Origin of the sequence: Anaerococcus marasmi (assembly GCF_900290195.1) — a bacterium.
Lineage (GTDB): Bacteria > Bacillota > Clostridia > Tissierellales > Peptoniphilaceae > Anaerococcus > Anaerococcus marasmi.
Genome location: NZ_OLMF01000005.1, coordinates 64,478 through 89,324 on the forward strand (window position 1 = coordinate 64,478; position 24,847 = coordinate 89,324).

21 protein-coding genes are annotated in these 24,847 nt (G+C 37.4%); 19 read left to right on the forward strand and 2 right to left on the reverse strand.

Going from position 1 to position 24,847, the window contains the following annotated elements:
• Nucleotides 1–25 precede the first annotated feature (25 nt).
• From rpsL to C7D97_RS10020, 9 genes are all read left to right on the forward strand, one after another.
• Complete coding sequence (gene rpsL, locus C7D97_RS09980; protein WP_004834930.1) at nt 26–433, forward strand: 30S ribosomal protein S12; 408 nt, start codon at nt 26–28, stop codon at nt 431–433.
• A 120-nt stretch (nt 434–553) separates the two neighbouring features.
• Entirely contained in the window at nt 554–1,024 is a 471-nt protein-coding gene (gene rpsG, locus C7D97_RS09985; RefSeq protein WP_015777416.1) for a 30S ribosomal protein S7, read from the forward strand.
• Between the two features lie 14 nt (nt 1,025–1,038).
• Nucleotides 1,039–3,111, forward strand: coding sequence for an elongation factor G (gene fusA / locus C7D97_RS09990; RefSeq protein ID WP_105301935.1), 2,073 nt, complete (start codon nt 1,039–1,041; stop codon nt 3,109–3,111).
• 18 nt (nt 3,112–3,129) lie between these two features.
• Entirely contained in the window at nt 3,130–4,326 is a 1,197-nt protein-coding gene (gene tuf, locus C7D97_RS09995; RefSeq protein ID WP_105301936.1) for an elongation factor Tu, read from the forward strand.
• A gap of 795 nt (nt 4,327–5,121) precedes the next feature.
• On the forward strand, nt 5,122–6,051 hold the full coding sequence (locus tag C7D97_RS10000; RefSeq protein ID WP_105301937.1) for an ABC transporter permease: 930 nt from the start codon (nt 5,122–5,124) through the stop codon (nt 6,049–6,051).
• A 1-nt stretch (nt 6,052) separates the two neighbouring features.
• On the forward strand, nt 6,053–7,078 hold the full coding sequence (locus tag C7D97_RS10005) for an ABC transporter permease (protein ID WP_105301938.1): 1,026 nt from the start codon (nt 6,053–6,055) through the stop codon (nt 7,076–7,078).
• 6 nt (nt 7,079–7,084) lie between these two features.
• Nucleotides 7,085–8,083 (forward strand): ABC transporter ATP-binding protein, encoded by a 999-nt coding sequence (locus C7D97_RS10010; RefSeq protein WP_105301939.1) that lies wholly within the window; start codon nt 7,085–7,087, stop codon nt 8,081–8,083.
• Entirely contained in the window at nt 8,073–9,056 is a 984-nt protein-coding gene (locus C7D97_RS10015; RefSeq protein ID WP_105301940.1) for an ABC transporter ATP-binding protein, read from the forward strand. The genes C7D97_RS10010 and C7D97_RS10015 overlap by 11 nt, the downstream gene beginning before the upstream one ends.
• A 1-nt stretch (nt 9,057) precedes the next feature.
• On the forward strand, nt 9,058–10,719 hold the full coding sequence (locus tag C7D97_RS10020; RefSeq protein WP_105301941.1) for a peptide ABC transporter substrate-binding protein: 1,662 nt from the start codon (nt 9,058–9,060) through the stop codon (nt 10,717–10,719).
• A gap of 69 nt (nt 10,720–10,788) precedes the next feature.
• Here the strand turns inward: C7D97_RS10020 and C7D97_RS10025 are convergent, their stop codons facing one another.
• Entirely contained in the window at nt 10,789–11,742 is a 954-nt protein-coding gene (locus C7D97_RS10025) for a DMT family transporter (protein ID WP_105301942.1), read from the reverse strand.
• Between the two features lie 222 nt (nt 11,743–11,964).
• Between C7D97_RS10025 and C7D97_RS10030 the strand changes: the two genes are divergently transcribed.
• The 3 genes from C7D97_RS10030 (at nt 11,965) to treC (ending at nt 16,529) form a co-directional block, all read left to right on the forward strand.
• A complete protein-coding gene (locus C7D97_RS10030) occupies nt 11,965–13,209 on the forward strand; it encodes a YkvI family membrane protein (RefSeq protein WP_105301943.1) in 1,245 nt (414 codons plus the stop codon).
• Between the two features lie 204 nt (nt 13,210–13,413).
• Nucleotides 13,414–14,859, forward strand: coding sequence for a PTS system trehalose-specific EIIBC component (gene treP, locus C7D97_RS10035; protein ID WP_105301944.1), 1,446 nt, complete (start codon nt 13,414–13,416; stop codon nt 14,857–14,859).
• Between the two features lie 8 nt (nt 14,860–14,867).
• The gene (gene treC / locus C7D97_RS10040; RefSeq protein ID WP_105301945.1) at nt 14,868–16,529 is read left to right on the forward strand and encodes an alpha,alpha-phosphotrehalase; all 1,662 of its coding nucleotides are present in this window, start codon (nt 14,868–14,870) and stop codon (nt 16,527–16,529) included.
• A 180-nt stretch (nt 16,530–16,709) separates the two neighbouring features.
• Here the strand turns inward: treC and C7D97_RS10045 are convergent, their stop codons facing one another.
• Entirely contained in the window at nt 16,710–19,421 is a 2,712-nt protein-coding gene (locus C7D97_RS10045) for an ABC transporter ATP-binding protein/permease (protein ID WP_105301946.1), read from the reverse strand.
• Between the two features lie 79 nt (nt 19,422–19,500).
• On the opposite strand from C7D97_RS10045, the gene C7D97_RS10050 reads away from it, so the two are divergent.
• From C7D97_RS10050 to rpsR, 7 genes are all read left to right on the forward strand, one after another.
• Complete coding sequence (locus C7D97_RS10050) at nt 19,501–20,523, forward strand: hypothetical protein (RefSeq protein WP_105301947.1); 1,023 nt, start codon at nt 19,501–19,503, stop codon at nt 20,521–20,523.
• A 59-nt stretch (nt 20,524–20,582) separates the two neighbouring features.
• Entirely contained in the window at nt 20,583–21,869 is a 1,287-nt protein-coding gene (locus C7D97_RS10055; RefSeq protein WP_105301948.1) for a dicarboxylate/amino acid:cation symporter, read from the forward strand.
• A 142-nt stretch (nt 21,870–22,011) separates the two neighbouring features.
• On the forward strand, nt 22,012–22,698 hold the full coding sequence (locus C7D97_RS10060) for a hydrolase (protein WP_105301949.1): 687 nt from the start codon (nt 22,012–22,014) through the stop codon (nt 22,696–22,698).
• Entirely contained in the window at nt 22,695–23,624 is a 930-nt protein-coding gene (locus C7D97_RS10065; protein ID WP_105301950.1) for a P1 family peptidase, read from the forward strand. The genes C7D97_RS10060 and C7D97_RS10065 overlap by 4 nt, the downstream gene beginning before the upstream one ends.
• Nucleotides 23,625–23,751: 127 nt before the next feature.
• Complete coding sequence (rpsF, locus tag C7D97_RS10070; RefSeq protein ID WP_105301951.1) at nt 23,752–24,036, forward strand: 30S ribosomal protein S6; 285 nt, start codon at nt 23,752–23,754, stop codon at nt 24,034–24,036.
• A 3-nt stretch (nt 24,037–24,039) separates the two neighbouring features.
• Nucleotides 24,040–24,573: a single-stranded DNA-binding protein gene (locus C7D97_RS10075; protein WP_105301952.1), complete on the forward strand. Its 534-nt coding sequence runs from the start codon at nt 24,040–24,042 to the stop codon at nt 24,571–24,573.
• A gap of 18 nt (nt 24,574–24,591) precedes the next feature.
• Entirely contained in the window at nt 24,592–24,819 is a 228-nt protein-coding gene (gene rpsR / locus C7D97_RS10080) for a 30S ribosomal protein S18 (RefSeq protein WP_105301953.1), read from the forward strand.
• The last annotated feature ends 28 nt before the right edge of the window (nt 24,820–24,847 follow it).

Sequence of the window (24,847 nt, forward strand, 5' to 3'; positions counted from 1 at the left end):
ATTATAAAAGAAAAGGAGGTGCATTATGCCTACAATTAATCAACTTGTTAGAAAAGGTAGAAAGAGCGAAAAATCTAAATCAGATACACCAGCTCTAGGTTACAACTACAACACACTTAAAAGTAGAATTACACCAAACCAATCACCACAAAAACGTGGAGTTTGTACATCTGTAAGAACTGTAACACCTAAAAAGCCAAACTCAGCGCTAAGAAAGATCGCCAGAGTTAGACTTACAAACGGAGCTGAAGTACTATCTTACATTCCAGGAATTGGACACAATCTTCAAGAACACAGTGTTGTATTGATCAGAGGTGGAAGAGTAAAGGACCTTCCAGGTGTTAGATACCACATCATTAGAGGTACTCTAGATACAGCAGGAGTAGACGGAAGAAAACAAGGAAGATCTAAATACGGAGCTAAAAAAGCTTAATATTTAGCAAAATAAGTGCATAATGTACCTATTTATATACAAGGTATATGTGCACACTGACGGCAAGAATTTGTCGAGTACTCAAGATATTACACATAATTGGTAAAGGAGGGAAGAAAAGTGTCAAGAAAAGGACATATACCAAAAAGAGAGGTAATGCCTGATGCTAAGTACAACGATAGAGTTGTTACTAAGCTAATCAATAACGTAATGTTAGATGGTAAGAAAGGCCTTGCTACAAAAATAGTTTATGATGCTTTTGACATCATTGCAGAAGAAACTGGCAACGATGCACTAGAAGTATTCTATCAAGCTATGGAAAATATAATGCCAACACTAGAAGTAAAAGCCAGAAGAATTGGTGGTGCCAACTACCAAGTACCAATGGAAGTTAGACCAGAAAGAAGACAAACACTAGCTCTTAGATGGCTCGTAAACTTCTCAAGAGCTCGTGGTGAAAAAACTATGGTGGAAAGATTATCTAAGGAAATCCTAGATGCTTCAAACAACGCTGGTGCAGCTGTAAGAAGAAAAGAAGAAATGCACAGAGCAGCTGAAGCAAACAAAGCTTTCGCACACTATAGATACTAGAAATAGGGGGACAAATGAAAAGAGAAGTCTCATTAAAGGACACCAGAAACATAGGTATCATGGCCCATATAGATGCTGGTAAAACAACTGTAACAGAAAGAATGTTATATTATACCGGTAAGATCTATAAAATAGGTGATACACATGATGGTACTGCGGTAATGGACTCTATGGACCAAGAAAAGGAACGTGGAATCACAATCGGATCTGCAGCTACAACATGTTATTGGAATGATCACAGAATCAACATCATAGATACCCCAGGCCACGTGGACTTTACTGTAGAAGTAGAAAGATCACTAAGGGTACTAGATGGTGCTGTTGCACTATTCGACGCTAAAAGCGGTGTAGAACCACAATCAGAAACAGTTTGGAGACAAGCTGATAAGTACGACATCCCAAGATTTTGCTTCATTAACAAAATGGATGCTACAGGTGCTGACTTCTTCATGGCTGTTGATACAATCAAAGATAAACTAAAAGCAAACGCAGTTCCAATAGAAATTCCAATAGGTGCAGAACAACAATTCGAAGGAGTAGTTGATCTTGTAACAATGGAATCTGTAACATACAATACAGAAGACTTAGGTGCTCACCCAATAAAGGGTGAAATCCCAGCTGAACTTGTTGAACAAGCAGAAGAATACAGAGCTAACCTACTTGAAGAGCTTTCAGAAATTGATGATAACATCATGATGAAATACCTTGAAGGAGAAGAAGTTAGTGAAGATGAGATCAATGCTGCAATAAGAAAGGGAACAATCGATAAGAAAATATTCCCATGTCTATGCGGATCAGCTTACAAGAACAAGGGTGTACAAGCGCTCCTTGATGCAATCGTAGCTTACATGCCAAGTCCAGAAGACGTTCCAGCAATCGATGGTACAGATCCTAAAGATGATTCTATCGTACTAGAAAGAAAACCTGGAGATAACGAACCACTATCTGCACTTGCATTTAAGGTTGTAACAGACCCATACGTAGGTAAGCTAATCTATGTAAGAATCTACTCAGGTACAATTGAATCAGGTTCTTATGTATACAATGCTACAAAAGGCAAGAGAGAAAGAGTTGGACGTATCATGCAAATGCACTCCAACAAGCAACAAGAAATAGAGACAGCATTTTCTGGAGATATCGTAGCCCTACTAGGACTAAAAGATACAACAACAGGAGATTCCCTATGTGACCAAGATAACCCAATTATCCTTGAAAACATGGAATTCCCAGATCCAGTAATCTCAGTTGCTATCGAGCCAAAAACAAGAGCAAGTCAAGATAAGATGATCGTAGGACTTCAAAAACTTGCAGAAGAAGACCCAACCTTCCAAACAAGATCAGATGAAGAAACAGGTCAAACAATTATCTCAGGAATGGGTGAGTTACACCTTGAAGTAATCGTAGACAGACTCTTAAGAGAATTCAAGGTAGAAGCTAATATCGGTAACCCACAAGTAGCATACAGAGAATCAATCACTAAAGAAGCAGAAGCACAAGGTAAGTTCGTTAGACAATCCGGTGGTTCAGGACAATACGGTGATGTTATTCTTCAAGTTATGCCAGGTGAAGAAGGTGCAGGAATTACATTCGAATCTAAGATTGTCGGTGGTGCAGTACCTAAAGAATACATCAAGCCAGTTGAGGCAGGTGTAAGAGAAGCTGCAGCAAGCGGAATCCTTGGTGGCTACCCAATGGTAGATATCCATGTAATCCTAGTAGATGGTTCTTACCACGAAGTCGACTCATCAGAAGTTGCCTTCCACGTTGCAGGAAGCATGGGCTTCAAGAACGCTGTTGAAAAAGCAGGTCCAGTTCTACTAGAACCACTTGAAAAGGTAGAAATTACAACACCAGATGAATATCTTGGAGATGTAATGGGAGATGTTTCATCAAGAAGAGGTAAGATTGATGGAATGAACCCTAAAGATGGAATTCACGTACTTGATGCATTTATTCCACTATCAGAAATGTTTGGATATGCGACAGACCTAAGAAGTAAAACTCAAGGTAGAGCGACATATTCAATGCAATTTGACCACTATGCACAAGTTCCAGAATCAGTTAAAGAACAAGTATTAGATAAATAATTAATATAGGAGAATATAATGAGCAAACAAACATTTGAAAGAAGCAAACCACATATTAATATTGGTACAATCGGCCACGTAGACCACGGTAAAACAACAACAACAGCAGCAATCACCCAAGCCCTAAACAAAAAATACGGTACAGGTGAATACGTAGACTACGAACACATCGATAAGGCTCCAGAAGAAAGAGAACGTGGAATCACAATCAACACTTCTGTAGTAGAATACGAAACAGCAAACAGACACTATGCCCACATCGACGCTCCAGGCCACGCTGACTACGTTAAAAACATGATCACAGGTGCAGCACAAATGGATGGTGCTATCATCGTAGTATCTGCAGCTGACGGTCCAATGCCACAAACAAGAGAACACATCCTACTAGCTAGACAAGTAGGCGTTCCAAAAATCGCAGTATTCCTAAACAAAGAAGACCAAGTAGACGATCCAGAACTAATCGAACTAGTAGAAATGGAAATCAGAGACCTACTTTCAGAATACGACTTCGACGGAGACAACGCTCCAGTAGTAGTAGGATCTGCTCTTAAATCACTAGAAGAAGGTGGAGAAGGCCCATGGTCAGATAAAATCCTTGAACTAATGGAACAAGTAGACGAATACTTCGACATCCCAGAAAGAGACAACGACCAACCATTCCTAATGCCAGTAGAAGACGTAATGACAATCTCAGGACGTGGAACAGTAGCAACAGGAAGAGTTGAAAGAGGAACACTAAAAGTTGGTGATACAGTAGAAATCGTAGGACTAACAGAAGCTACAAAAGAAACAGTAGTAACTGGAGTAGAAATGTTCCACAAATCCCTAGACCAAGCAGAATCTGGAGATAACGTAGGACTCCTACTAAGAGGAATCACAAGAGATCAAATCTCAAGAGGACAAGTACTAGCAAAACCAGGTAGTGTAAACCCACACACAGAATTCGAAGGCCAAGTATACGTACTAACAAAAGAAGAAGGTGGACGTCACACACCATTCTTCAGTGGATACAGACCACAATTCTTCTTTAGAACAACAGACGTAACAGGAGATATCGAACTAGAAGAAGGCGTAGAAATGGTAATGCCAGGAGACAACGCAACATTCAAGATCACACTCCAAAAACCAATCGCTCTAGAAGAAGGACTAAGATTCGCTGTACGTGAAGGCGGAAGAACAGTTGCATCTGGAGTTGTTACAAAAATAATTAAATAGTCCCAACATGTAAGGGTGGAAAATGCGAAAGCATTTTTCATTTTCGAGACGAAGCGTAGCTGAGTCCGAAAAACTAAGCGAAAAGGTCATGAAATGACCTTTGAGAGGATAACATATTAGGGTGAAAAATGCGAAAGCATTTTTCATTTTCGAGACGAAGTCCTCAATGAGCCGGACGGGCTGATGCTGAGTCCGAAAAACTAAGATAAAAGGTCACGAAGTGCCCTTCGAGAGGATACTCTCTCTAATAAAATAAAAAACAAAGGCAAGCTTTCGGGCTTGTCTTTTTCTGTGGATACTTTCCTTATGACTTTAGCTACAAAAGTTATAACATTCAAACTTATTTTAAATCCTAGTTAAATCTTCAAATCTATCTTAAATTTCACTTTTCATAACCAACATTTTTTATTTTTTTATAGGATAAATTTTCTCCATAAATCTTTTCTATAAATAGGTCTATTTTCTCCTATATTAAATATAGAAGCAAAGTTTTCAATAAGTCTTGTAAATTATCAAAGGTTATCTTCCGAGAAAAAACGCAATAATTCTGTGATGATTTTTTACATAAAATCTTCAAAATGTAGAGTAATAAAGCAAAAATATTCAAATTATTTAATAAAATTAGAAAGATAATTTAAAAATAAACTTATGAAAAATAATTATAGAATAAAAATATATATGAAAACCTTTTAAATAACAGTAATAAGCACTTGGTAACAATTTCACTTGATTACTTTAATATGCTTGCAATTTATTGTGATGTAGTATATAATTATACACAACAAGGAGGAGAAAATGTTTAAGTACATAATTAAAAGAATCTTACAAGCTGTGGCAGTTTTGCTTCTTGTAACTTGTATAACTTTTTTCCTGATGAAATTAGTTCCAGGATCACCATTTGCAAGTGAAAAAATGCAATCACCAGAAGTACTAGAAGCTTTGAACAAAAAGTACGGCTTGGATGAACCTTATTTGGTTCAACTTAAGAAATTCATAGTAAATGCAGCTAAGGGAGAGTTTGGAGTATCTTTGAAGATGCAAAAAGACAGACCTGTTATTGATATTATAAAGGAGATGCTCCCAATTAGTGTAAAGCTTGGACTTATCGCTCTCTTGTGGGCGACTCTTGTAGGAGTTCCTTTGGGATCTCTAGCAGCCTATCATAGGGACGAGGGTCTGGATTCCTTCCTAAGAGTTCTAACTACTATAGGAATATCTGCACCAGGTTTTGTTGTAGCGACTCTTTTACTTTTGCTCTTTGGAGTAAAGCTAAAAGTCCTACCTACCATGGGTCTTGAAAGCCCGAAATCCTATATAATGCCTTGCTTTTCTCTAGGATTTTATCCTATGTGTTATATAGCAAGACTTTCAAGATCTTCTATGCTAGATGCTATTGGTCAATATTATATAAGGACTGCTAGAGCTAAGGGAGTTTCAGAAAGAAAAGTTTTGTTTAAGCATGCTTTAAAGAATGCTTTTATACCAGTTCTTACCTATCTAGGACCTCTCACAGCTGGAATTATTACAGGTTCTATGGTAGTCGAGTCAGTGTTTTCTGTCCAAGGACTTGGTAGATATTTTATAAACTCAGTTCTTAATAGAGACTATCCAATAATCATGGCGACAACTTTGTTTTTTGCCTTTATGGTAATAGTTATGAATCTCGTAGTAGATATACTCTATACCTTCATTGATCCAAGGATAGATTTGAGTAAGGGAGAATAATATGGATAATATTTTATCTTTAAATAAAAAATTAAAATTAGAAGACTTTGACTTAAGCTCAGATGATTTCGAGCTGGCAAGTGATAGCCAAAAGGAAAATTTTATAAGTAAAGCTCCATCAACTTCCTACTTTCAAGATGCGAAGAGGAGACTAAAGGCAAACAAGGTAGCTATGGTTTCCCTAGGATTTCTAATAATCATATTTATCTTCGCCTTCCTAGGACCACTCTTTGTCGAAGGAGATTATACGACTCAGTTTAGGGGAGATGAAAACCTCTTTCCTTGTTTAAAATATCCTTTCGGTACAGACAAGCTAGGTAGAAATATAATGGTTCGTACTATGTATGGAACAAGAGTTTCTCTCATAGTTGGAGTCTTTGCATCTCTGATAGTTTTAATCATAGGTACGATTTACGGTTCGATTTCAGGATATTTTGGAGGAAAAGTAGATGCGGTAATGATGAGAATCCTAGATTTAATTTATTCTATACCAGATGTGTTGGTAGTAATATTATTATCTATAGGAATATCTCAACCCCTTAAATCATATGTTAACTCATCTACGTCGGAGTTTGCCAATAAGGTCGGAGTCTTAGGACCAGCCCTCATATCGATATTTATTGCCTTTGCCCTACTCTACTGGGTAGGAATGGCAAGAATTATAAGAGGACAAGTGCTAATGCTTAAGAAACAAGAGTTCGTAACAGCAGTTGAAGCCCTGGGCGGATCTAAGAGAAGGATAATAAGAAGGCACCTTTTTCCAAACTGTATAGGACAGGTCATAGTAATGACAGCCATGCAAATACCTTCTGCGATTTTCCTTGAGTCATTCTTATCATTCTTAGGAATAGGAGTTTCAGCTCCGATGACTTCTCTTGGAGCCCTTGCAGCGGATGCCTTGGGAGGAATCTACTCCTATGCTTATAGGCTAATCATTCCATCATTGATATTATCCCTTATGATTTTATCATTGAACTTGTTCGCAGATGGACTGAGAGATGCCCTAGATCCAAGGCTTAAAAAGTAGGTTATTATGGAAAATTTAGATAAAGAAATGTTAAAAATTGAAGACTTAAGTATATCTTTCTACACTCCAGTAGGAGAAGTCAAGGCGGTAGATTCTATAAACTACACCCTCCATGAGAATGAAATCATGGGGATCGTTGGAGAGTCGGGATCTGGTAAATCAGTAGAAAGTTATGGGATTATGGGACTTTTGCAAAGTCCAGGCAAGGTCAAAAATGGGAAGATTCTTTACAAGGGAGAAAATGTCCTAGATTATGATAAGAAACAAATGTCATCTTTTAGGGGAGCTAAGTGCTCCATGATCTTCCAAAATCCGATGACTTGTCTTAACCCAGTCTATACTATAGGCAACCAGCTAATGGAAGCTGTCTTAGTTCACAAGGACAAAAGCAAGAAAGAAGCCTATGATTTGGCAGTCGAAATGCTAGATCTTGTAGGAATATCCAATCCAGAAAGGCGAATGAAGCAATATCCTCACGAGCTTTCTGGAGGTATGAGACAGAGAGTTATGATAGGTATGGGGCTGATTTGTAAGCCCGATATCTTAATAGCTGATGAGCCAACTACAGCCCTAGATGTTACAATCCAGGCTCAGATTCTTGAACTTATAAAAGATATACAAGAAAAAAATAAGATGAGCGTAATTTTTATCACTCACAACCTGGCTGTAGTTGCTCAAATATGTGACACAGTTAGTGTAATGTATGCTGGAAGAATTGTAGAGCAGGGAAGTGTAGACGATATATTCTATAGACCAAGCCATCCTTACACCAAGGGCCTTCTTAAATCTATGCCAAGGATAGACCTAGGTGATAAGACTAGGCTTGAAAGTATCAAGGGAGTTCCGGTAGATATGCTAAATCCACCTGAAGGATGTGGATTTTCTACTAGATGTGAGTCATGTATGAATATTTGTCTAAGAAAAGAACCTCCGACGATTGAATTAGGAGATGGACACAGGTCCAAGTGCTTCCTTCATGTAAAGGAGCTTTTAAATGCAAGATGAGAAATTATTGATAGTAAATAATCTAGTAAAACACTTTACAGTTTCTACAAGTTTTAACAATACGGCGAAAGTCCACGCAGTAGATGATGTGTCGTTTTTTATAAACAAGGGAGAGACCCTGGGAATTGTAGGAGAGTCTGGTTGTGGTAAGACGAGTCTGGGAAGGACAATTCTTAGACTACACGAACCAAGTAGCGGACAGATTATCTATGACGGTGAGACGATTTTTGATAGTGATAAAGGCATTAAGGCTGATATGTATAAGTTTAGGAGGAAAATGCAAATAATCTTCCAAGACCCATCAGCTTCCCTAGATCCAAGGATGACAGTGGCTGAGATTGTTGGTGAGGCACTAGATATCCATGGACTTTACAAAAAAAACAGGAGGGAGAGAATCAATGAACTGTTAAGGAAGGTAGGACTAAATGAGGAGCATTCCAATAGATATCCTCACGAGTTTTCGGGAGGCCAGCAGCAAAGGATTGGAATTGCAAGAGCCCTTGCGGTAGAACCAGAATTTATAGTATGTGATGAGCCTATAAGTGCCCTTGACGTATCGATCCAAGCACAAATTGTAAACATGCTCCAAGACATGCAAAAAGACAGCGGGCTTACATATATGTTCATAGCCCATGACCTATCAGTAGTAAAACATATTTCAGATAGGATAGGAGTAATGTATTTGGGCAAGATGGTAGAGCTTGTAGATAGCGAAAGACTATACGAAAACCCTCTTCATCCCTACACCCAGTCTCTTCTTACAGCAATTCCAATACCAGATCCACAAAAGACAAGATCTATGGAAAGGATTAAGCTAAAAGGAGAGGTCCCATCAGCAATCAATCCACCAAAAGGATGTAGATTCCACGAAAGATGCTTGTATGCTACAGATATTTGTAAGAGTAAAGAACCTGAATTTAAAGAATATGAAAGTGGACACTTCGCAAGTTGCCATAATATAGGAGAATTTTAAAATGAAAGCAAAGAGTAAATTATTAATAGGCTTACTGAGTTTGTCAATGATATTTTCTGCCTGCGGTGGAAATAATGATAAGGCAAACGAAGGAGATGGAAACAATCAAGCAGTAGTAAATGAGGAAGAAGGCAAGAAGGACGGAGTCCTAGATATCAATATAGCAAGTGAGCCTGAATCAATAGATCCAGCCCTCAACACTTCAGTTGATGGAGCTATAATGATATCCCACCTATTCGAATCCCTAATCAGATGGGACGACGATGGGGAAGGTAATGCAGTCCTTAAACCTGGTATAGCAGAAAGTTGGGAAGTATCAGATGACGGATTGACTTGGACCTTCAAATTAAGGGATGCCAAGTGGTCTGATGGAAAAGATATTACAGCAGATGACTTCGTATATTCTTGGAACAGACTAGTAGACCCTGCAACAGGAGCAGACTATGAGTATATGCTAGATATGGTAAAGGGCTATGATGAGAAAAAACTCGATATCTCTGCGCCAGATCCAAAAACATTTGTAGTTAATCTAAGCGTAAAATGTCCATACTTCGAAGAAATATGTGCCTTTCCTGCAGTAATGCCAGTAAGAAAAGACATTATCGAAGCTAACAAGACTTGGACAAATAGCCCAGAAACATTAGTATCAAATGGAGCTTACAAGCTAGAAAAATGGGACCACAACTCTACTTTATCTATGGTCAAAAACCCAGAATACTATGATCGAGACTCAGTTAAGGCAGAAAAGTTAGCCTTCCATCTCCAAGATGACCAAAACGCAATCTATGCTTCTTATAGGTCAGGAGACTTAGACTTTATTAACTCAGTTCCACAAGAAGAAATCCAAAAACTTCTAGATACAAAAGAACTTAAGATCAAACCATATGTAGGAACATACTTCGTATGCTTCAATACTGAAAAAGAACCATTCAACGATCCAAGAGTTAGAAAGGCCTTCTCTCTAGCCATAGATAGAAACTTCATCGTAAACCAAGTTACAGGTCAAGGCCAAGAGCCTGCTACAGCCTACGTTCCATCAGGAGTATATGATGCTAAGGGAGCTGAAGGAGATGACTTTAGGACTGTTGGTGGAGATTATTACTCTATAAATGACGAAGATTACGAAAAAAATATCGAAGAAGCTAAAAAACTAATGGAAGAAGCAGGCTACAAAGACGGCGAAGGCTTCCCACAAATCGATTACTTGTACAACACTGATGAAAACCACAAGGCTATAGCAGAAGCCCTACAAAATATGTGGCAAGAAAAACTAGGTGTACAAGTTAACCTACAAAACCAAGACTGGAATGTATTCCTCAAAGAAAGAAAAGAAGGAAACTACAACATAGCAAGACACGGTTGGATAGCAGATTATAACGATCCAATGAGCTTTATAGATATGTGGCTAACAGGCGGTGGAAATAACGACGCCCAATACAAGAACGAAGAGTTCGACAAGTACGTAAAAGCAGCCAAAGCAACATCAGATCCAGACGAAAGAATGGAAAATATGCACAAAGCCGAAGATATTCTTATAGGAGAAGATAACGTAGTTGCACCACTATACTTCTACAACAACTCTTATATGGTAAAACCAAACATCCAAGGCCTATACTACACACCACTAGGATACTTCTTCTACAAAGGTGCAGAAGGATTCTAAGATAAACAGTTTTCCCTCCAAAAACTGCCCTGCAGGTTAATCCCACAGGGCAGTTTTACTTTGCGAATTTTATTCATTAGTTTTTTCTTTTTCTTCTTTCTTATTTCCGAATATGAAAGAAAGCTTAGTTTCTGAAATTATAATCGCTATAAAGATCATCACGAAACCAATGATTGAATTAACAGTTAGTTTTTCTATTCCTAGCATTACCGGAATTAGAATACCAAAGACTGATTCAAAACCTAGGATAATTGCTGCAGATGATTCGTCTGTATACTTTTGACCTACATTTTGTAGAAGTAGGGCAACTGTTGTACAGAAAATCGCAAGATAAGCAAGCTCTAGGTATGGTCCATTGCCATTAACTACGATATTTGAGTTATCTTCCATAGTAAATGTCACAATTGCCGCAATAATGGCAGCAGAGGTGAACTGGAAGATTGTCATGAGTATTGGATCTTTCCCTTCAGATAAGACACTTACAGCTACGATGTGGGCCGCAAATAGGAAACCACTTAGTAGGGCAAGGCCGTCTCCAAGAAGCATTTCCTTATCGGCATCGAATATTGATGTTCCTGGTTCTACTCCAGATTTGGATATAAAATAAATACCGATTACTGCGATAATCGCTGCAATAATGTTAAACTTATCTGGTCTAACCTTAGTTACAGCCCAGGCTAGGAAAGGAACTATTACACAATATGATGCTGAAAGGAAGGCGCTCCTACCAGGATCTGCGTAAGTTACTCCTAAAGTCTGTGAGGAATAAGCCATAAAGAGGAAGATTCCTATAATAAGGCCAATCTTAATGTCGTGCTTACTAGCTTCTCTAATTTTCTTGTTAAATATTATAGCAAGAATTATTGCTGACAAACCGAACCTCACCATCAATATAAAGTTTGGGTTAAAGGTATCGGACGATTGCTTTACTACTGTTAGGGAAGAACCCCAAAGTATGGCCGTAATTAAAAGGCCTAACTTGGCCAGTAGGTCAACCTTCTTGCTTTTCTTTTGTTTTTCCATTTTGTCTCCTTCGTATTTTAGTTCGGATTATCATTGACCCTATATATATACCCGAATATTTGAATTTTGCATAAAAAATCTCAAGATAAATTGAAAAATCTTCAAAACTTACCATAATTTTGCATAAAAGATAGAAGTAGATATAAAAAATAATTAACTTTTAAAAAGTATTTATGTTTGAATAATAAACTAAAAAAAGTATCATGGTAAAGTGGAGGAATTATGAATAAAAAAATTATAAGAATAATGTTAGCCTATGTAGGAGTAATCACAGGAGCAGGACTCGCATCAGGCCAAGAGCTTATGCAGTATTTTGTATCAATGGGTATTCCTGGCATAGTCGGAGCAGTAGTACTCGCGTTTTTACATATGTTAATAGGAGGACTCCTACTTCAACTTGGTAGCCATTATCTAGCAAATGACCATTCGGAAGTTTTTGATGAGATTACCAATAAGGTCATAAGTAAATTTATGGACTTATCCTTGATATTTACTTGCTTTGTAATAGGTTTTGTGATGATTGCAGGAGCTGGTTCAAACTTAAACCAGGCCTTTGGTACACCTAACTGGTTGGGAGCTGTGATCTGTGCCCTATTAATTATAGTTGTAGGTATGCTAGATTTTGAGAGGGTTAGTCAGATTATAGGATCTTTTACTCCTTTAATCTTAGTCTTTACCCTAATCGCTTCGATCTATACCTTTACCCATCACACACCTGACTGGAAAAGCCTTGACCTTGTTGCAAGGAGTCTACCAAGCAACTTCTCAAGCGTTACTCTTTCCCTATTCAACTATTTTGGTATGTCGATAATGACAGCTGTCTCTATGGCCCTAGTTTTGGGTGGAGATGAACTTAATACAGGAGAAGCTGGTATAGGAGGCCTTATTGGAGGTCTTCTAGTTGGAATATTGGGTATACTTATTGTTCTTACTTTGTTTATTAGGTTAAACGAAGTAAAAGATCTAGATATACCAATGCTCTATGTAATAGAAGATATAAGTCCAATCCTTGGAACTGTCATGGCACTTGTCATATTTGGCATGATATTTAATACAGGAATTTCTCTTTTCTATGCCTTGGCTCGTAGGTTTTCTGGGGGTGAGGAGAAGAAGTTTAAAATCCTTCTTGTAACTATAACACTTGCTGGATTTATCCTAAGCTTTGGCGGCTTCAAAAAGCTTGTATCAGTATTTTATCCAATCATAGGTTATGCTGGAATTATCATGCTTGTTATTTTACTTTTCGCTTATCATAAGGAAAGAACTGCTATCAAGTACGAAAACATAAGAAGATTTGCCATCAATCATTATATGAGAAAAAAACTCGATGAAGATATGGAATATACCAAAGAAGATAAGGAAAAACTTAAAAGACTGATAGAAAGAAGCCATATAGAAAATAAGGATATGATAGAAAAATCTGAAGAAGCCGTTCAAGAAATCTTGGACGAAGAAAATGAAGAATAAGAGATATTAATTTGAATATAGAGGAAGCTATAATAGAAGGTAGCCTCCTCTTTTTTTGATTAGTAATTTTTTAATCGATTATATTTATTTGCTTTATCTACGATTAATAAACGATTTAAAATAAGTTTCTAATTTGCATGTAGGGCTAAATTATTTCGACAAAATTGGGTATAAGTATTATATAAAATATTATAAGGAGGACTTATGGGAAAATATACAGATGATGCGAAGCTTTTGCATCAATATATTGGAGGAGATAGCAATATCTCGTCAGTTACGCATTGTGTTACCAGGATGCGTTTTGTACTAAATGATCCTAAGAAGGCCGATGTAGAAAAAATCGAAGATTTACCTTCTGTTAAGGGATCTTTCACCCAGGCTGGCCAATTCCAGGTTATTATTGGAAATGATGTAGATGAGTTTTATAATGACTTTATGGCTATATCACATGCCACAGAAAAGAGTAAGGATGAGGTGAAAAAGGATGCTGTGAAAAATCAGAACGTCCTCCAAAGGGTATCTTCAGTCCTTGCAGAAATCTTCGCGCCTTTGATTCCTGCAATTATCGTAGGTGGTTTGCTCTTAGGTTTTAGAAATATTCTAGGAGAGATGCCTTTTGATAGTCTTGGAGGAAAGACTATTGTAGAGACTTCTGTCTTTTGGAATGGAGTAAATGACTTCTTGTGGCTTATATGTGAAGCGATCTTCCATTACTTGCCAGTAGGAATTACTTGGTCAATCACAAGGAAGATGGGTACAACCCAAATTCTAGGAATTGTCCTAGGTATTTGTTTGATTTCACCTAACCTACTTGCCAACGCTTATTCAATAGCTGGCGGAGGAGAGATTCCTGTTTGGGACTTTGGATTTTTCACTATAGAAAGAATAGGCTACCAGGCCCAAGTAATCCCAGCCATGCTTGCAGGATTTCTCTTAGTTTATCTTGAAAGATTCTTTAAAAGGATTATCCCTCAAGCAATATCAATGATTTTTGTTCCCCTATTTTCACTAATACCAACAGTACTTTTAGCTCACCTAGTCTTAGGTCCTATTGGTTGGAAGATAGGCTCACTAATATCTGCTGGAGTATATAATGGATTGACATCAGCCTTTAACTGGCTATTTGCTGCAGTATTTGGCTTCTTCTATGCACCACTTGTTATTACAGGACTTCACCATATGACAAATGCAATCGACCTACAGCTTGCAAATGACTTCGGTGGAACAATCCTTTGGCCAATGATTGCCCTATCAAACATTGCCCAAGCCTCAGCAGTAGTAGCTATAATCTACCTACACAGAAAGGATGAGAAGGAAAAACAAATTTCAGTTCCAGCAGCAATTTCTGCCTATCTTGGAGTTACAGAACCTGCCCTTTTTGGTATCAATATCAAATACGGCTTCCCTTTTATAGCGGGAATGATTGGGTCTGCCCTTGCAGCGGTATTTTCTGTATCAACTTCAACCATGGCCTACAATATCGGTATAGGAGGACTTCCTGGAATACTTTCAATCATGGGAGGATCTAGGTTAAACTTCGCCATAGCCATGGCTATTGCTATAGTTGTGCCTGTAATACTCACTGTGGTATTTGAAAAGAAGAATATGTTTCATAACAAGATAGAATTTAAGACACCAAGTTTTAGTTAGGAGGTTAAATGAATCTAGGAAAACAAGTAATCTACCAGGCCTATCCCAGAAGCTTTAAGGATACGTCAGGAAATGGCATAGGAGATCTTAAGGGAATTAGCGAAAAGGTAGATTATCTAAGAAAGCTTGGAGTAGATATGGTTTGGCTTAATCCTTTCTTTATCTCTCCACAAAACGATAATGGCTATGACATAGCAGATTATTACCATGTGGACCCTGCCTTTGGGACTGATGAGGACCTTGATAATCTCATCGCAGAGTTTGACAAGGCAAATATCAAATTAATGTTTGATATGGTCCTAAACCACACATCGACAGAGCATGAGTGGTTCAAGAAGGCCCTAGCTGGAGATGAAAAATATCAGAATTTCTATTATATAAGAGAAGGAAAAGATGGCAACTACCCTACAAATTGGCAGTCCAAATTTGGAGGTCCTGCCTGGAATGAGTTTGGAGATAGTGGAAAATACTATCTCTGCCTCTACGATAAGACCCAGGCCGACCTTAATTGGCACAATCCTGACCTTAGAGAAGAGCTTTACAAGATCGTAAACTATTGGATTGATAAGGGAATCGGAGGATTTAGATTTGACGTCTTAAATGTAATAGGGAAAAGCCAAATCTTAGAAGATTCTTCAGGAGATATCAGCGAGGAGAAAAAGCTCTACACAGATACTCCTATAGTTCATAGGTGGATAAGAGAGCTTAACAAACATACTTTCGGGAAGAATCCCGAGATAATTACAGTAGGAGAGATGAGCTCGACTGATATAGAGAATTCTTCTATGTACTCAGCAGCCCAAGGCGATGAGCTTTCCATGATCTTTAGTTTCCACCATCTTAAGGTGGACTACAAGGATGGGGACAAGTGGACTGACATGGACTTTGATTTTATGAAATTAAAGGAAATCCTAAACAAATGGCAGAAGGGACTCCAAGAAGGGGGAGGTTGGAATGCTCTTTTCTGGAACAATCACGACCAGCCAAGGGCCAACAATAGATTTGGAGATGTTAAAAATTATCCAAAAGAAACAGCTACTATGCTTGCCCAAACCATCCACATGATGAGAGGAACCCCTTATATCTACCAGGGAGAAGAAATCGGTATGACAGATCCTGAATTTTCTTCAATTGATGACTACAAGGATATCGAAAGCATCAATGCCTACAAGGCCTTATTAGAAAAGGGTAAAAGTAGTGACGAAGCTCTAAATATTATCAAGAAAAAATCTAGAGACAATTCCAGAACTCCTATGCAATGGGACGGATCGGAAAATGCAGGTTTTACGACAGGGACTCCTTGGATAGGAGTAAATGATAATTATGAAGATATAAATGCAGAAAATGCCCTAGAGGATAAGGATTCAATATTCTATTATTACAAGAAACTAATAGAACTTAGAAAAGAAGAGCCTATAATCTCCGATGGACTCTACTTCCCAATCCTTGAAGATGATCCTCATATTTTAGCCTACATCAGAGAATATGAGGGAGAAGTTTTAATAAATATGAATAACTTCTCAGATGAATTTGTTAAGGTAGATTTAGAAGAAATCTTAGAGTATTACGATAAGTTTGAATATCTCTTAGGAAACTATGGAGATAGAAAAGTAGACAAAGAAATAGAACTAGCTCCTTACGAGAGCCTCGCTCTTATCAAGAGAGTATAAGAAGGGACTGTTGCAGAATGAATAAATCGTACCAATATCATTAGAAGAACCTCCACGGAAATTTTGCTTCCATCAGCCGGCAGGCACCACTGAAAATTTCCTAAGAGAACCTTCTAACGATGGTACGATGATTATTCATAGTTTTGCAACAGCCACTTGCTCTGTATATTATTTTTTAGATTATTCTTGAGATAAAGCCTTTACTGGATCTTTTTTGGCTGCAATACTTGATGGGATAATTCCTGCAATTAGTGTTAGTCCTACGGAAATTATTACCAGTATTAATCCTGCCTTGGCAGGGAGGAAGGCTCTGATTTCTTCTATCCCACTCATATTTTGGATTAGCTTTGATAGGGGGATATTTATAAGCATGGTAGCTCCGATTCCTATTAGCCCTGACAAGAGACCTATTATAAAGGTTTCTGATAGGAAGACTTTTCTTATATCCTTCTTGCTCGCTCCGATTGATCTTAAGATTCCAATCTCTTTTACTCTTTCAAGAACGGAAATATAGGTAATTATTCCGATCATTATAGATGATACCACAAGACTTACTCCAACAAAGGCTATCAAAAGATAGGAAATGGCGGAGATTATTTGGGTAATTGATGAGGAGATTAGGCCGATATAGTCTGTGTAGGCAATCTTCTCATTTTCACTCTTACCCTCGTTATATTCTTTGATGAAGTCCTTGATTTTGTCTCTATTTTCAAAGTTTTCTACATAGATTGAGATATTTGATGGAGCATCTTTGGATACTAGGCCGAACTTTTCTAGGTTCTTGCTATAAGTCGCATCTCTTAGGAACTCATCGTAAATGTCGAGATAGAGATTTTTGTCGTTTTTGTCAAGGGCGTAGTCTATTAGAGCCCTATTGTTATTTTTATTGTTTTGATTTTCTGTAAGAGCCATAGGATTCTTACTTTGGATTTCTTTGGTTTTTTCACTTAGCTCATCCATAAGCTCAGGTTTATTTCTCATTAGATAGGTGTTTACCTTCATTTCTTCCTTAGTGTCGAGATTTTCTAGGAAAGATTTACCTATATTTTGTTTCTCCTCAGGGCTTGATGCCTTGAAAGGAAGGTTGTTTAGGATGTTTTTGTCTTTGTTCGCAAGTTGGGCCTTGGCTATTTCTGAATCTTCTACATGCTTTATAAGAAGGTCTGTTAAATCCCTGGAATAGGCTAGGGGAGAGTCTATGATTTGATTGTCATCATTGGTCTTTTTCCTTGCTATTCCTACGATTTTGGCACTTATTGCCTTATCGATTAGATCCTTTTTCTTAGCTTCATCCTCACTTATATCTATGAAGCTATCGCCAGACTTTTCATAATAATCTGATCCTGTAAGGATCTTGTACTCATGACCTATGATATCTTTTGGGCTAAGTCTTGCTTCTTTTAGATCGATTTTTTCCTTATTATCAAGCTTAGATAAGATATCCTTGTAGTCCTTGCTAGGTAAAAGTCCAATTTCGTAGAGTCTTTGGGTCATGATTTCGTTGTTGTAATCTGTAAAAAGAACTAGGTCTGTGGCTTCCTTTGGCCAGCTTCCTTCTATTATTTCATAGTCATCTGTGATCATCTTTGAAACTTTACCGTCGTCTCCACTTATTAGCTCGGAGAAGTTCTTGTTTGAGGATTGGGGTTTTAGGAGATTTGCCATAAAATTATCCTCCCTTTCCTCAAATTCTGATCCGTCTGTATTAATCAAATCTCCATTTGGGTCTTTGGTGAAGATATCAAAGTTTGTATCGTAAGAATAGGTCACAAAATTGCCGCCGATTTCGTCAGATAGTTTCTTCTTATTATCTTCCATATATTTTTTGAAGGGAGTGAGGTTGTTTTCGCTGTAGGATGCGGAAAGTTCGCTTCTTCTTTTAAGAATCATATTGTTTGAGATTACATCTTTAGTTGAATTCGCCTTATCTTCCTTTTCTGGAGGAGTTAAGATATTTTCTAGATTTAATGACTCCTTCTGGATCTGTATAGGGTAGGACTTTAGAGCATTTCTCTGACTTTCTGCTATAAAGTCATCTGCTCCCTTTGATATTGAAATTATTAGGGCAATTCCTATAATACCTATCGATCCCGCAAAGGCAGTAAGTATTGTCCTTGCCTTTTTGGTCAAGAGATTGTTGAAGGAGAGGTTAAGGGCTTGTTTTAATCCAAGATTTAATCTTTTCGTTTTAAAGCTTTCCTCATCTACTTTTTCCTCATAGGGGTCTGAATCATCTAAGATTACCCCGTCACGGATTTTGACAATCCTTGTAGAATATTTTTCGGCAAGTTCTGGGTTGTGGGTTACCATTATAACCAGCCTGTCCTTAGCTATTTCCTTTAACAGATCCATAATTTGCTTGGATGTATTGGTATCTAGAGCTCCTGTTGGCTCATCAGCAAGGACGATTTCTGGATTGTTTACCAAGGCACGAGCTATGGCAACTCTTTGCATCTGTCCGCCAGATAGTTCGGCTGGTTTCTTGTAGATATGATCTTTAAGTCCTACCTTATCAAGGGCTTCTATGGCTCGCCTCTTCCTATCTTCCTTCTTCACTCCAGAAAGGGTTAGGGCAAGCTCAACATTTGAAAGGATCGTTTGGTGGCTTATTAGATTGTAAGATTGGAAGATAAATCCAACCGAAACATTTCTATAATAATCCCAATCAGAATCCTTGAAGTTTTTGGTAGACTTACCATCTATCAGGAGATCACCTGAAGTATATTTATCTAGACCTCCTATTATATTAAGCAGGGTAGTCTTTCCACCACCGCTTCTTCCTAAGATTGAGACGAATTCGTTTTTCCTAAAGGAAATCGAAACTTCGTCTAAGGCCTTCTGTTCGAAGTCGCCTGTTTTGTATATTTTTGTGATATTTTTAAGTTCTAACATATTTCCTCTTTTCTATAGCAATATTTATACCCTAATTGTAAAGGCTATCAAATTAATGTACACTAAGTATTGAAAGATTATGATAGATACTAGTGAATTATTTATATATAAAGAAAATTCAATAGAAAAAATAAGGGGAAGTCTCCCTATTTATAAGAAGTTAGGCATTAACATCTTGTCCATAGATATGGATGAATTTATAAATGATGATTATTTAAGGGAGATTTTTTTCCTAAATGAATTCTTGAACAAGCGAGGATTTTCCCTTATGCTTAGGATAGATTTATTAATCTTATCCAAAAATCTCCTAGATTCTAAAGTAGACGATCTAACTTGGAAAAACACCAAGGTCAAAAGGGCTGGACTATCATTCTTGAACTTCCTTGTCAAAAGAGGCATATCTGCCTTTGACTTTTTGAATTTATCAGCTATGGTCGATGATAGAAATTTCTTAGAAGATATAAGAGAAATTAATAAAAACGTCCGCCACTTAAATAAAAATGTGCTTACTACAGGCCTAATAGATAAGCCTGAGATTATCAAGTACTTATCTTCTAAGGCTAAGACTGACTTTTCTTTCATCCAAGCTAGGATAGATTATCTTAAGATAGAAGATTTAAATTCTTTTTATAAAAGTGGCCCAATTTTTGCTAAGACTTGGGATAATTTTTCAAACAAATTCTCAAAAAACTTTGCTTACTTTAGCATAAGTCAGAAAATTTCTAATATTTTGGCCCTCAAAGGAGCGGTTTATTTGGAAAGCGATGATATAGATTTTGAAATGGAGGGACCACTTTATAAGCTTACTTCCTATATAGAAAATCTTTCTAGGATAAGAGAAGAAAACAAGTCTTTGACAAGGGGAGATTTCCTTGAGATTTTTAAGAAAGATAAGGACATCTTTGCTTATATTAGAAGATATGAAAATGAGAAGTCCCTTGTAATCAATAATCTAAGTCAAAAGGAATTTCTCCTTCCTATTTCTATGTATCTGGCAGATTACTCTTCCTATAAGCTAGCCTTGGGAAACTATGGTCAAAGAAGTTTGGTCGCAAATCTTTTAGTAAGACCCTTTGAAACATTGATTTTTATAAAAAAATAATATTTTACAATTCCTAGAAAAATGATATTATATATAGTAAATAAAATATAGGAGGAATTATGAAATTTATTTCATTGATAATTACGATAGCCCTATTTTTCCTCTTAGGTAAAATGAAAGAAAAAAATGTTTCTTTTGCTAAGAGAGTAATTTTGGCAGCTATCTTGGGTCTAGCCTTGGGATATTTCTTTGCTGGATCAACTGAATATGTGGCAATTTTTGGAAAAGTTTTTATAAGATTGTTATCAGCAATGGTTATACCGCTCTTATTTGCTACCATTATAAGAACAACTCTAAACACAGGATCTTTGGGTAAGCTTAGAAGTGTAGGACTTAAGTCTGTGGGCATATTAAGTCTACACAATGTCTTGGGTTCAACAATTGGTCTAATCCTTGCCGTAGCCTTTTCTATAGGTAAGGGTGCGAATATTCCTTTGCCAGAAGCAAGCGAAGTTAAAGAAGTACCTACTGTAGCAGAGACAATTACGAACTTTTTCCCATCCAATATAATATCAAATGCAGGAGATGGAATGGTAATACCTGTAATAGTATTTTCTATCCTAGTTGCAATAGCTGCTCTTAAGCTAGTTGACAAGGGAGAAGGAGAGAAAGTTACAGCCTTCAAGGACTTTATAAATTCATTTGCAGAAATAATTTATCAGCTTACAAGCATGATTACAAGCCTTACACCTTTTGCTGTCCTATCTTTAATGGCAGAAGCTGTATCAAGGATTGACTATGAAGCTGTTAAGCCACTTCTACTAATACTAGTCTTAAGCTATGTAGCAAGTGCCTTCCACTCATTTATTACTACAGGAGCTCTTGTTTCAATATTTGCTAAGGTTAATCCTGTTAAGTACTTCAAAAACGCTTGGCCTGCTCAAGTAGTTGGTTTTACTACTCAATCATCAATGGGCTCTCTTCCAGTAAATATGGAAAATCTAGAAAAGACTCAAGGAGTATCAGATGATATAGCTTCCTTCGTAGCTCCACTTGGAGCAACCATGGGTATGCCTGGTTGTGCTGGATTTTGGCCAGTGATGAATGCTGTCCTTACTATCAATGTTATGGGACTTGATTTTGGAGGATTCGACTATGTTAAGCTAGTACTAATAGCCCTTCTAGTTTCTCTAGGAACTGTCGGTGTACCAGGTACAGCTACAATAGCAACTACTGCAGTTTTTGCAGCTATGGGACTTCCTTTAGAAATGGTAGTTCTTCTAGCACCAATTTCTTCTCTAGCAGATATGGGAAGGACATCTACAAATGTTGTTGCAGCCAACTCTTCTGCCCTAATAGTTGCAGCAAGTGAAGGAAAGCTAAATAGAGAAGTATTTAATAGCTAAAAATATTACTGGAAATAGTTTAGAAGATAAGTACATCTTTTAAGGCCCGGCAGCTGCTGGGTCTTTTATTGTAAAAACTTTTAATGCTTGTAGAATATAATTTGAGAGATGAAAGCTTATAAAAATAGAAATAGAGGATAAAATGACAGACAAAAAGGAAAAATACATACCCCAAGTACATTCAAAACTTAGAAAATCATTTATCACAGTTCCAAAAGAAATCTATAAGGCCAGTGGTATTATGATTTTTGAAAAAAGAATCAAGTCACTCTTGTTTACCACAGACCTTGCCATAATAAGAAACTCAAATGCGGATTCTATCATGGCAGTTTACCCTTACACTCCACAAAACTCTATCTCCCAAGCAATCCTTGACGTATCAAACGTCCCATGCTTTATCGGAGTTGGAGGAGGTACGACCCAAGGACTAAGGTCTAAATACATTGCGATTGAGGCAGAACTTGCTGGAGCCTATGGTGTTGTAGTAAACTCGCCTATGCCAAATGAGGATATCAAATCCATATCGGATTTTGTTGATATACCTGTGATCGCATCGGTTGTAAGCTTTGAAAATGACTATATGGGAAAAATTGCAGCAGGTGCTGAAATCCTAAACGTATCAGGAGGAAAATACACAGCAGACCTAGTACGTGAGATTAGAAAAAATGTTGGAGATAAGTTCCCGATTATAGCTACAGGAGGAAAGACTGGCGAGCAAATTCTAGAAACTATTAAGGCAGGAGCCAATGCAATCTCCTACACTCCACCTTCAAGTTCAGAAGTCTTTGGCTCTATGATGGATACTTATAGAAACGAGGACCTACATTGACTTATCAAGGATTTTTAACAGATGTTGGTGGGATCAAGCTAGGTCATGCGAGTGACTTTAAAGGAGGGACAGGCCTTAGTGTGATAATCCCAGATTCAGGAAATACAGCTGCCGTAGAAGTTAGAGGATCTGCTCCAGGAACAAGGGAAACGGACCTACTTAGTCCAATCAATCAAGTAAGCGAAGTAAATGGCATAATTCTTTCAGGTGGATCTGCCTATGGACTTGATGCGGCAAGTGGCTTAATGGAAGCTTTAGAAGAAGACGGAAGAGGGTTTGACGTAGGATGCGGTATTGTCCCAATTGTAAGCCAGGCAGTCCTATTTGATATGGCCTACAAGGATCCTTCTGCAAGACCAGATGCTAAAATGGCAAAGCTTGCCTATAAGAATGCCACTTACGATAATAGGGAAGAAGGAATAATAGGAGCAGGAACAGGTGCAACTGTAGGAAAGGGGCTTGGCATGGATAAGGCCATGAAGTCAGGACTCGGTCAAGCTTCTATGAAATTAGGAAAGCTAGTTGTATCTGCCATAGTTTGTGTAAATGCCTTTGGAGATATATTTGATTATGAGAAAGGAACTCAAATTGCAGGTCCTAAGGTAGAAGGTAAGATCTTAAATACAATGGATAATATTGAAAGAATTGCCAAAAGCTTTTCTGAAGTCGAAGGGAAAAATACAACAATAGGACTTGTTGCGACAAATGCGACATTCGATAAGACAAAGCTTACAAAGATTTGTCAGATGAGCCACGACGCTTATGCTAGATCAATTAACCCAGTCCATACCATGTTTGATGGTGATACAATATTTGCCCTAGCTACTAACAAAATAGCAGCTGATGTAAATATAGTTGGGGCCCTTTCGGCTAAAGTTATGTCGCAAGCTATAGCCAATGCGATTTATAGGTCAAATGACCTCTAATCTTAATAGCTATAATCTATAAGAAAAATCTTGACAAAAGAGATTGCCTATAGTATTATACATAGGTAATAATTCTCTACTCCGTAAGAAATTAACGGGGTCAAGACCATAGGGAGGTGAAAGATACATGAATAAATACGAAGCAGTATTGATTTTCAAAGCTGATATGGCGGATAGTGAAAGAGAAAGCCTACTTGACAGATTTAAAGATATCATTGCTCAAGACGGTGAAGTAACTAGCGTTGATGACTGGGGAAAAAGAAAACTAGCTTACGAAATTAATGATCTTAAAGAAGGTTATTATTACATCGTAGACTTCGATTCTAAGCCAGAACATATCAAAGAATTTGAAAGAAGACTAAGACTTTCAGACTTTGTAATCAGATACATGGTTATCAGAAAAGAGGACTAATCAATGAATAAAGTTATCCTTATCGGAAGACTCGTAAGAGATCCTGAGTTGAGATATACTCAATCTCAAAGAGCCGTATGTACTTTTACATTGGCAGTAGATAAGAGACTTAGCAGAGAGAAGAAGAACGAAATGGAAGCTCAAAATCGTCCTACAGCAGATTTTCTAAGAATTACCGTTTGGGGAATTCCAGGAGAAAATGCCAGCAAATACCTCAGAAAAGGAAGTCAATGCGCAGTAGATGGTAGAATCGAAACAGGTTCCTACCAGGATAGAGAAACAGGTAAAACTGTCTATACAACTGATGTTGTAGCGGATAATGTTGAATTTATTGGATCAAGATCTGATAATCAATCTTCAAGTTTCAATAACAACAGCTACGACAATCAAGATACCTATAGAAATGACTATTCACAAACAAACAACTATCAACAAAACAGGGGAAATAATAACAATAACCAAGCTTTTGATGGTGGAGATGATTTCTTTGATGATGATTTTACTGAGATTGAGGATGATGGAAGGATTCCATTCTAATATAAGAAAGGATTTATGATGGCAGGAAGAAGATTCAGACCAAGAAAAAAGGTAGATCCATTTGTAAAAGATCCATCAAAAGTTATCGATTATAAAGATATTGAAACTTTAAAAAGATTCATTACAGATAGAGGTAAGATTCTACCTAGAAGAGTAACAGGTCTTAATGCAAAACATCAAAGAGAAGTAACACGTGCTATTAAAAGAGCTCGTCAAGTTGCATTATTACCATACGAAGAAAACTAAGTAAATAGATAATATATAGATAAATTTC

Bases quoted from the DNA above. Each gene is read 5' to 3' on its own strand.
- rpsL (WP_004834930.1), top strand. From the start codon at position 26: ATGCCTACAATTAATCAACTTGTTAGAAAAGGTAGAAAGAGCGAAAAA.
- C7D97_RS10050 (WP_105301947.1), top strand. From the start codon at position 19,501: ATGATAGATACTAGTGAATTATTTATATATAAAGAAAATTCAATAGAA.
- tuf (WP_105301936.1), top strand. From the start codon at position 3,130: ATGAGCAAACAAACATTTGAAAGAAGCAAACCACATATTAATATTGGT.
- C7D97_RS10015 (WP_105301940.1), top strand. From the start codon at position 8,073: ATGCAAGATGAGAAATTATTGATAGTAAATAATCTAGTAAAACACTTT.
- rpsF (WP_105301951.1), top strand. From the start codon at position 23,752: ATGAATAAATACGAAGCAGTATTGATTTTCAAAGCTGATATGGCGGAT.
- C7D97_RS10000 (WP_105301937.1), top strand. From the start codon at position 5,122: ATGTTTAAGTACATAATTAAAAGAATCTTACAAGCTGTGGCAGTTTTG.
- C7D97_RS10010 (WP_105301939.1), top strand. From the start codon at position 7,085: ATGGAAAATTTAGATAAAGAAATGTTAAAAATTGAAGACTTAAGTATA.
- C7D97_RS10005 (WP_105301938.1), top strand. From the start codon at position 6,053: ATGGATAATATTTTATCTTTAAATAAAAAATTAAAATTAGAAGACTTT.
- C7D97_RS10045 (WP_105301946.1), bottom strand. From the start codon at position 19,421: ATGTTAGAACTTAAAAATATCACAAAAATATACAAAACAGGCGACTTC.
- C7D97_RS10060 (WP_105301949.1), top strand. From the start codon at position 22,012: ATGACAGACAAAAAGGAAAAATACATACCCCAAGTACATTCAAAACTT.
- C7D97_RS10025 (WP_105301942.1), bottom strand. From the start codon at position 11,742: ATGGAAAAACAAAAGAAAAGCAAGAAGGTTGACCTACTGGCCAAGTTA.
- fusA (WP_105301935.1), top strand. From the start codon at position 1,039: ATGAAAAGAGAAGTCTCATTAAAGGACACCAGAAACATAGGTATCATG.
- treP (WP_105301944.1), top strand. From the start codon at position 13,414: ATGGGAAAATATACAGATGATGCGAAGCTTTTGCATCAATATATTGGA.
- C7D97_RS10075 (WP_105301952.1), top strand. From the start codon at position 24,040: ATGAATAAAGTTATCCTTATCGGAAGACTCGTAAGAGATCCTGAGTTG.
- rpsR (WP_105301953.1), top strand. From the start codon at position 24,592: ATGGCAGGAAGAAGATTCAGACCAAGAAAAAAGGTAGATCCATTTGTA.
- C7D97_RS10030 (WP_105301943.1), top strand. From the start codon at position 11,965: ATGAATAAAAAAATTATAAGAATAATGTTAGCCTATGTAGGAGTAATC.
- C7D97_RS10020 (WP_105301941.1), top strand. From the start codon at position 9,058: ATGAAAGCAAAGAGTAAATTATTAATAGGCTTACTGAGTTTGTCAATG.
- treC (WP_105301945.1), top strand. From the start codon at position 14,868: ATGAATCTAGGAAAACAAGTAATCTACCAGGCCTATCCCAGAAGCTTT.
- C7D97_RS10055 (WP_105301948.1), top strand. From the start codon at position 20,583: ATGAAATTTATTTCATTGATAATTACGATAGCCCTATTTTTCCTCTTA.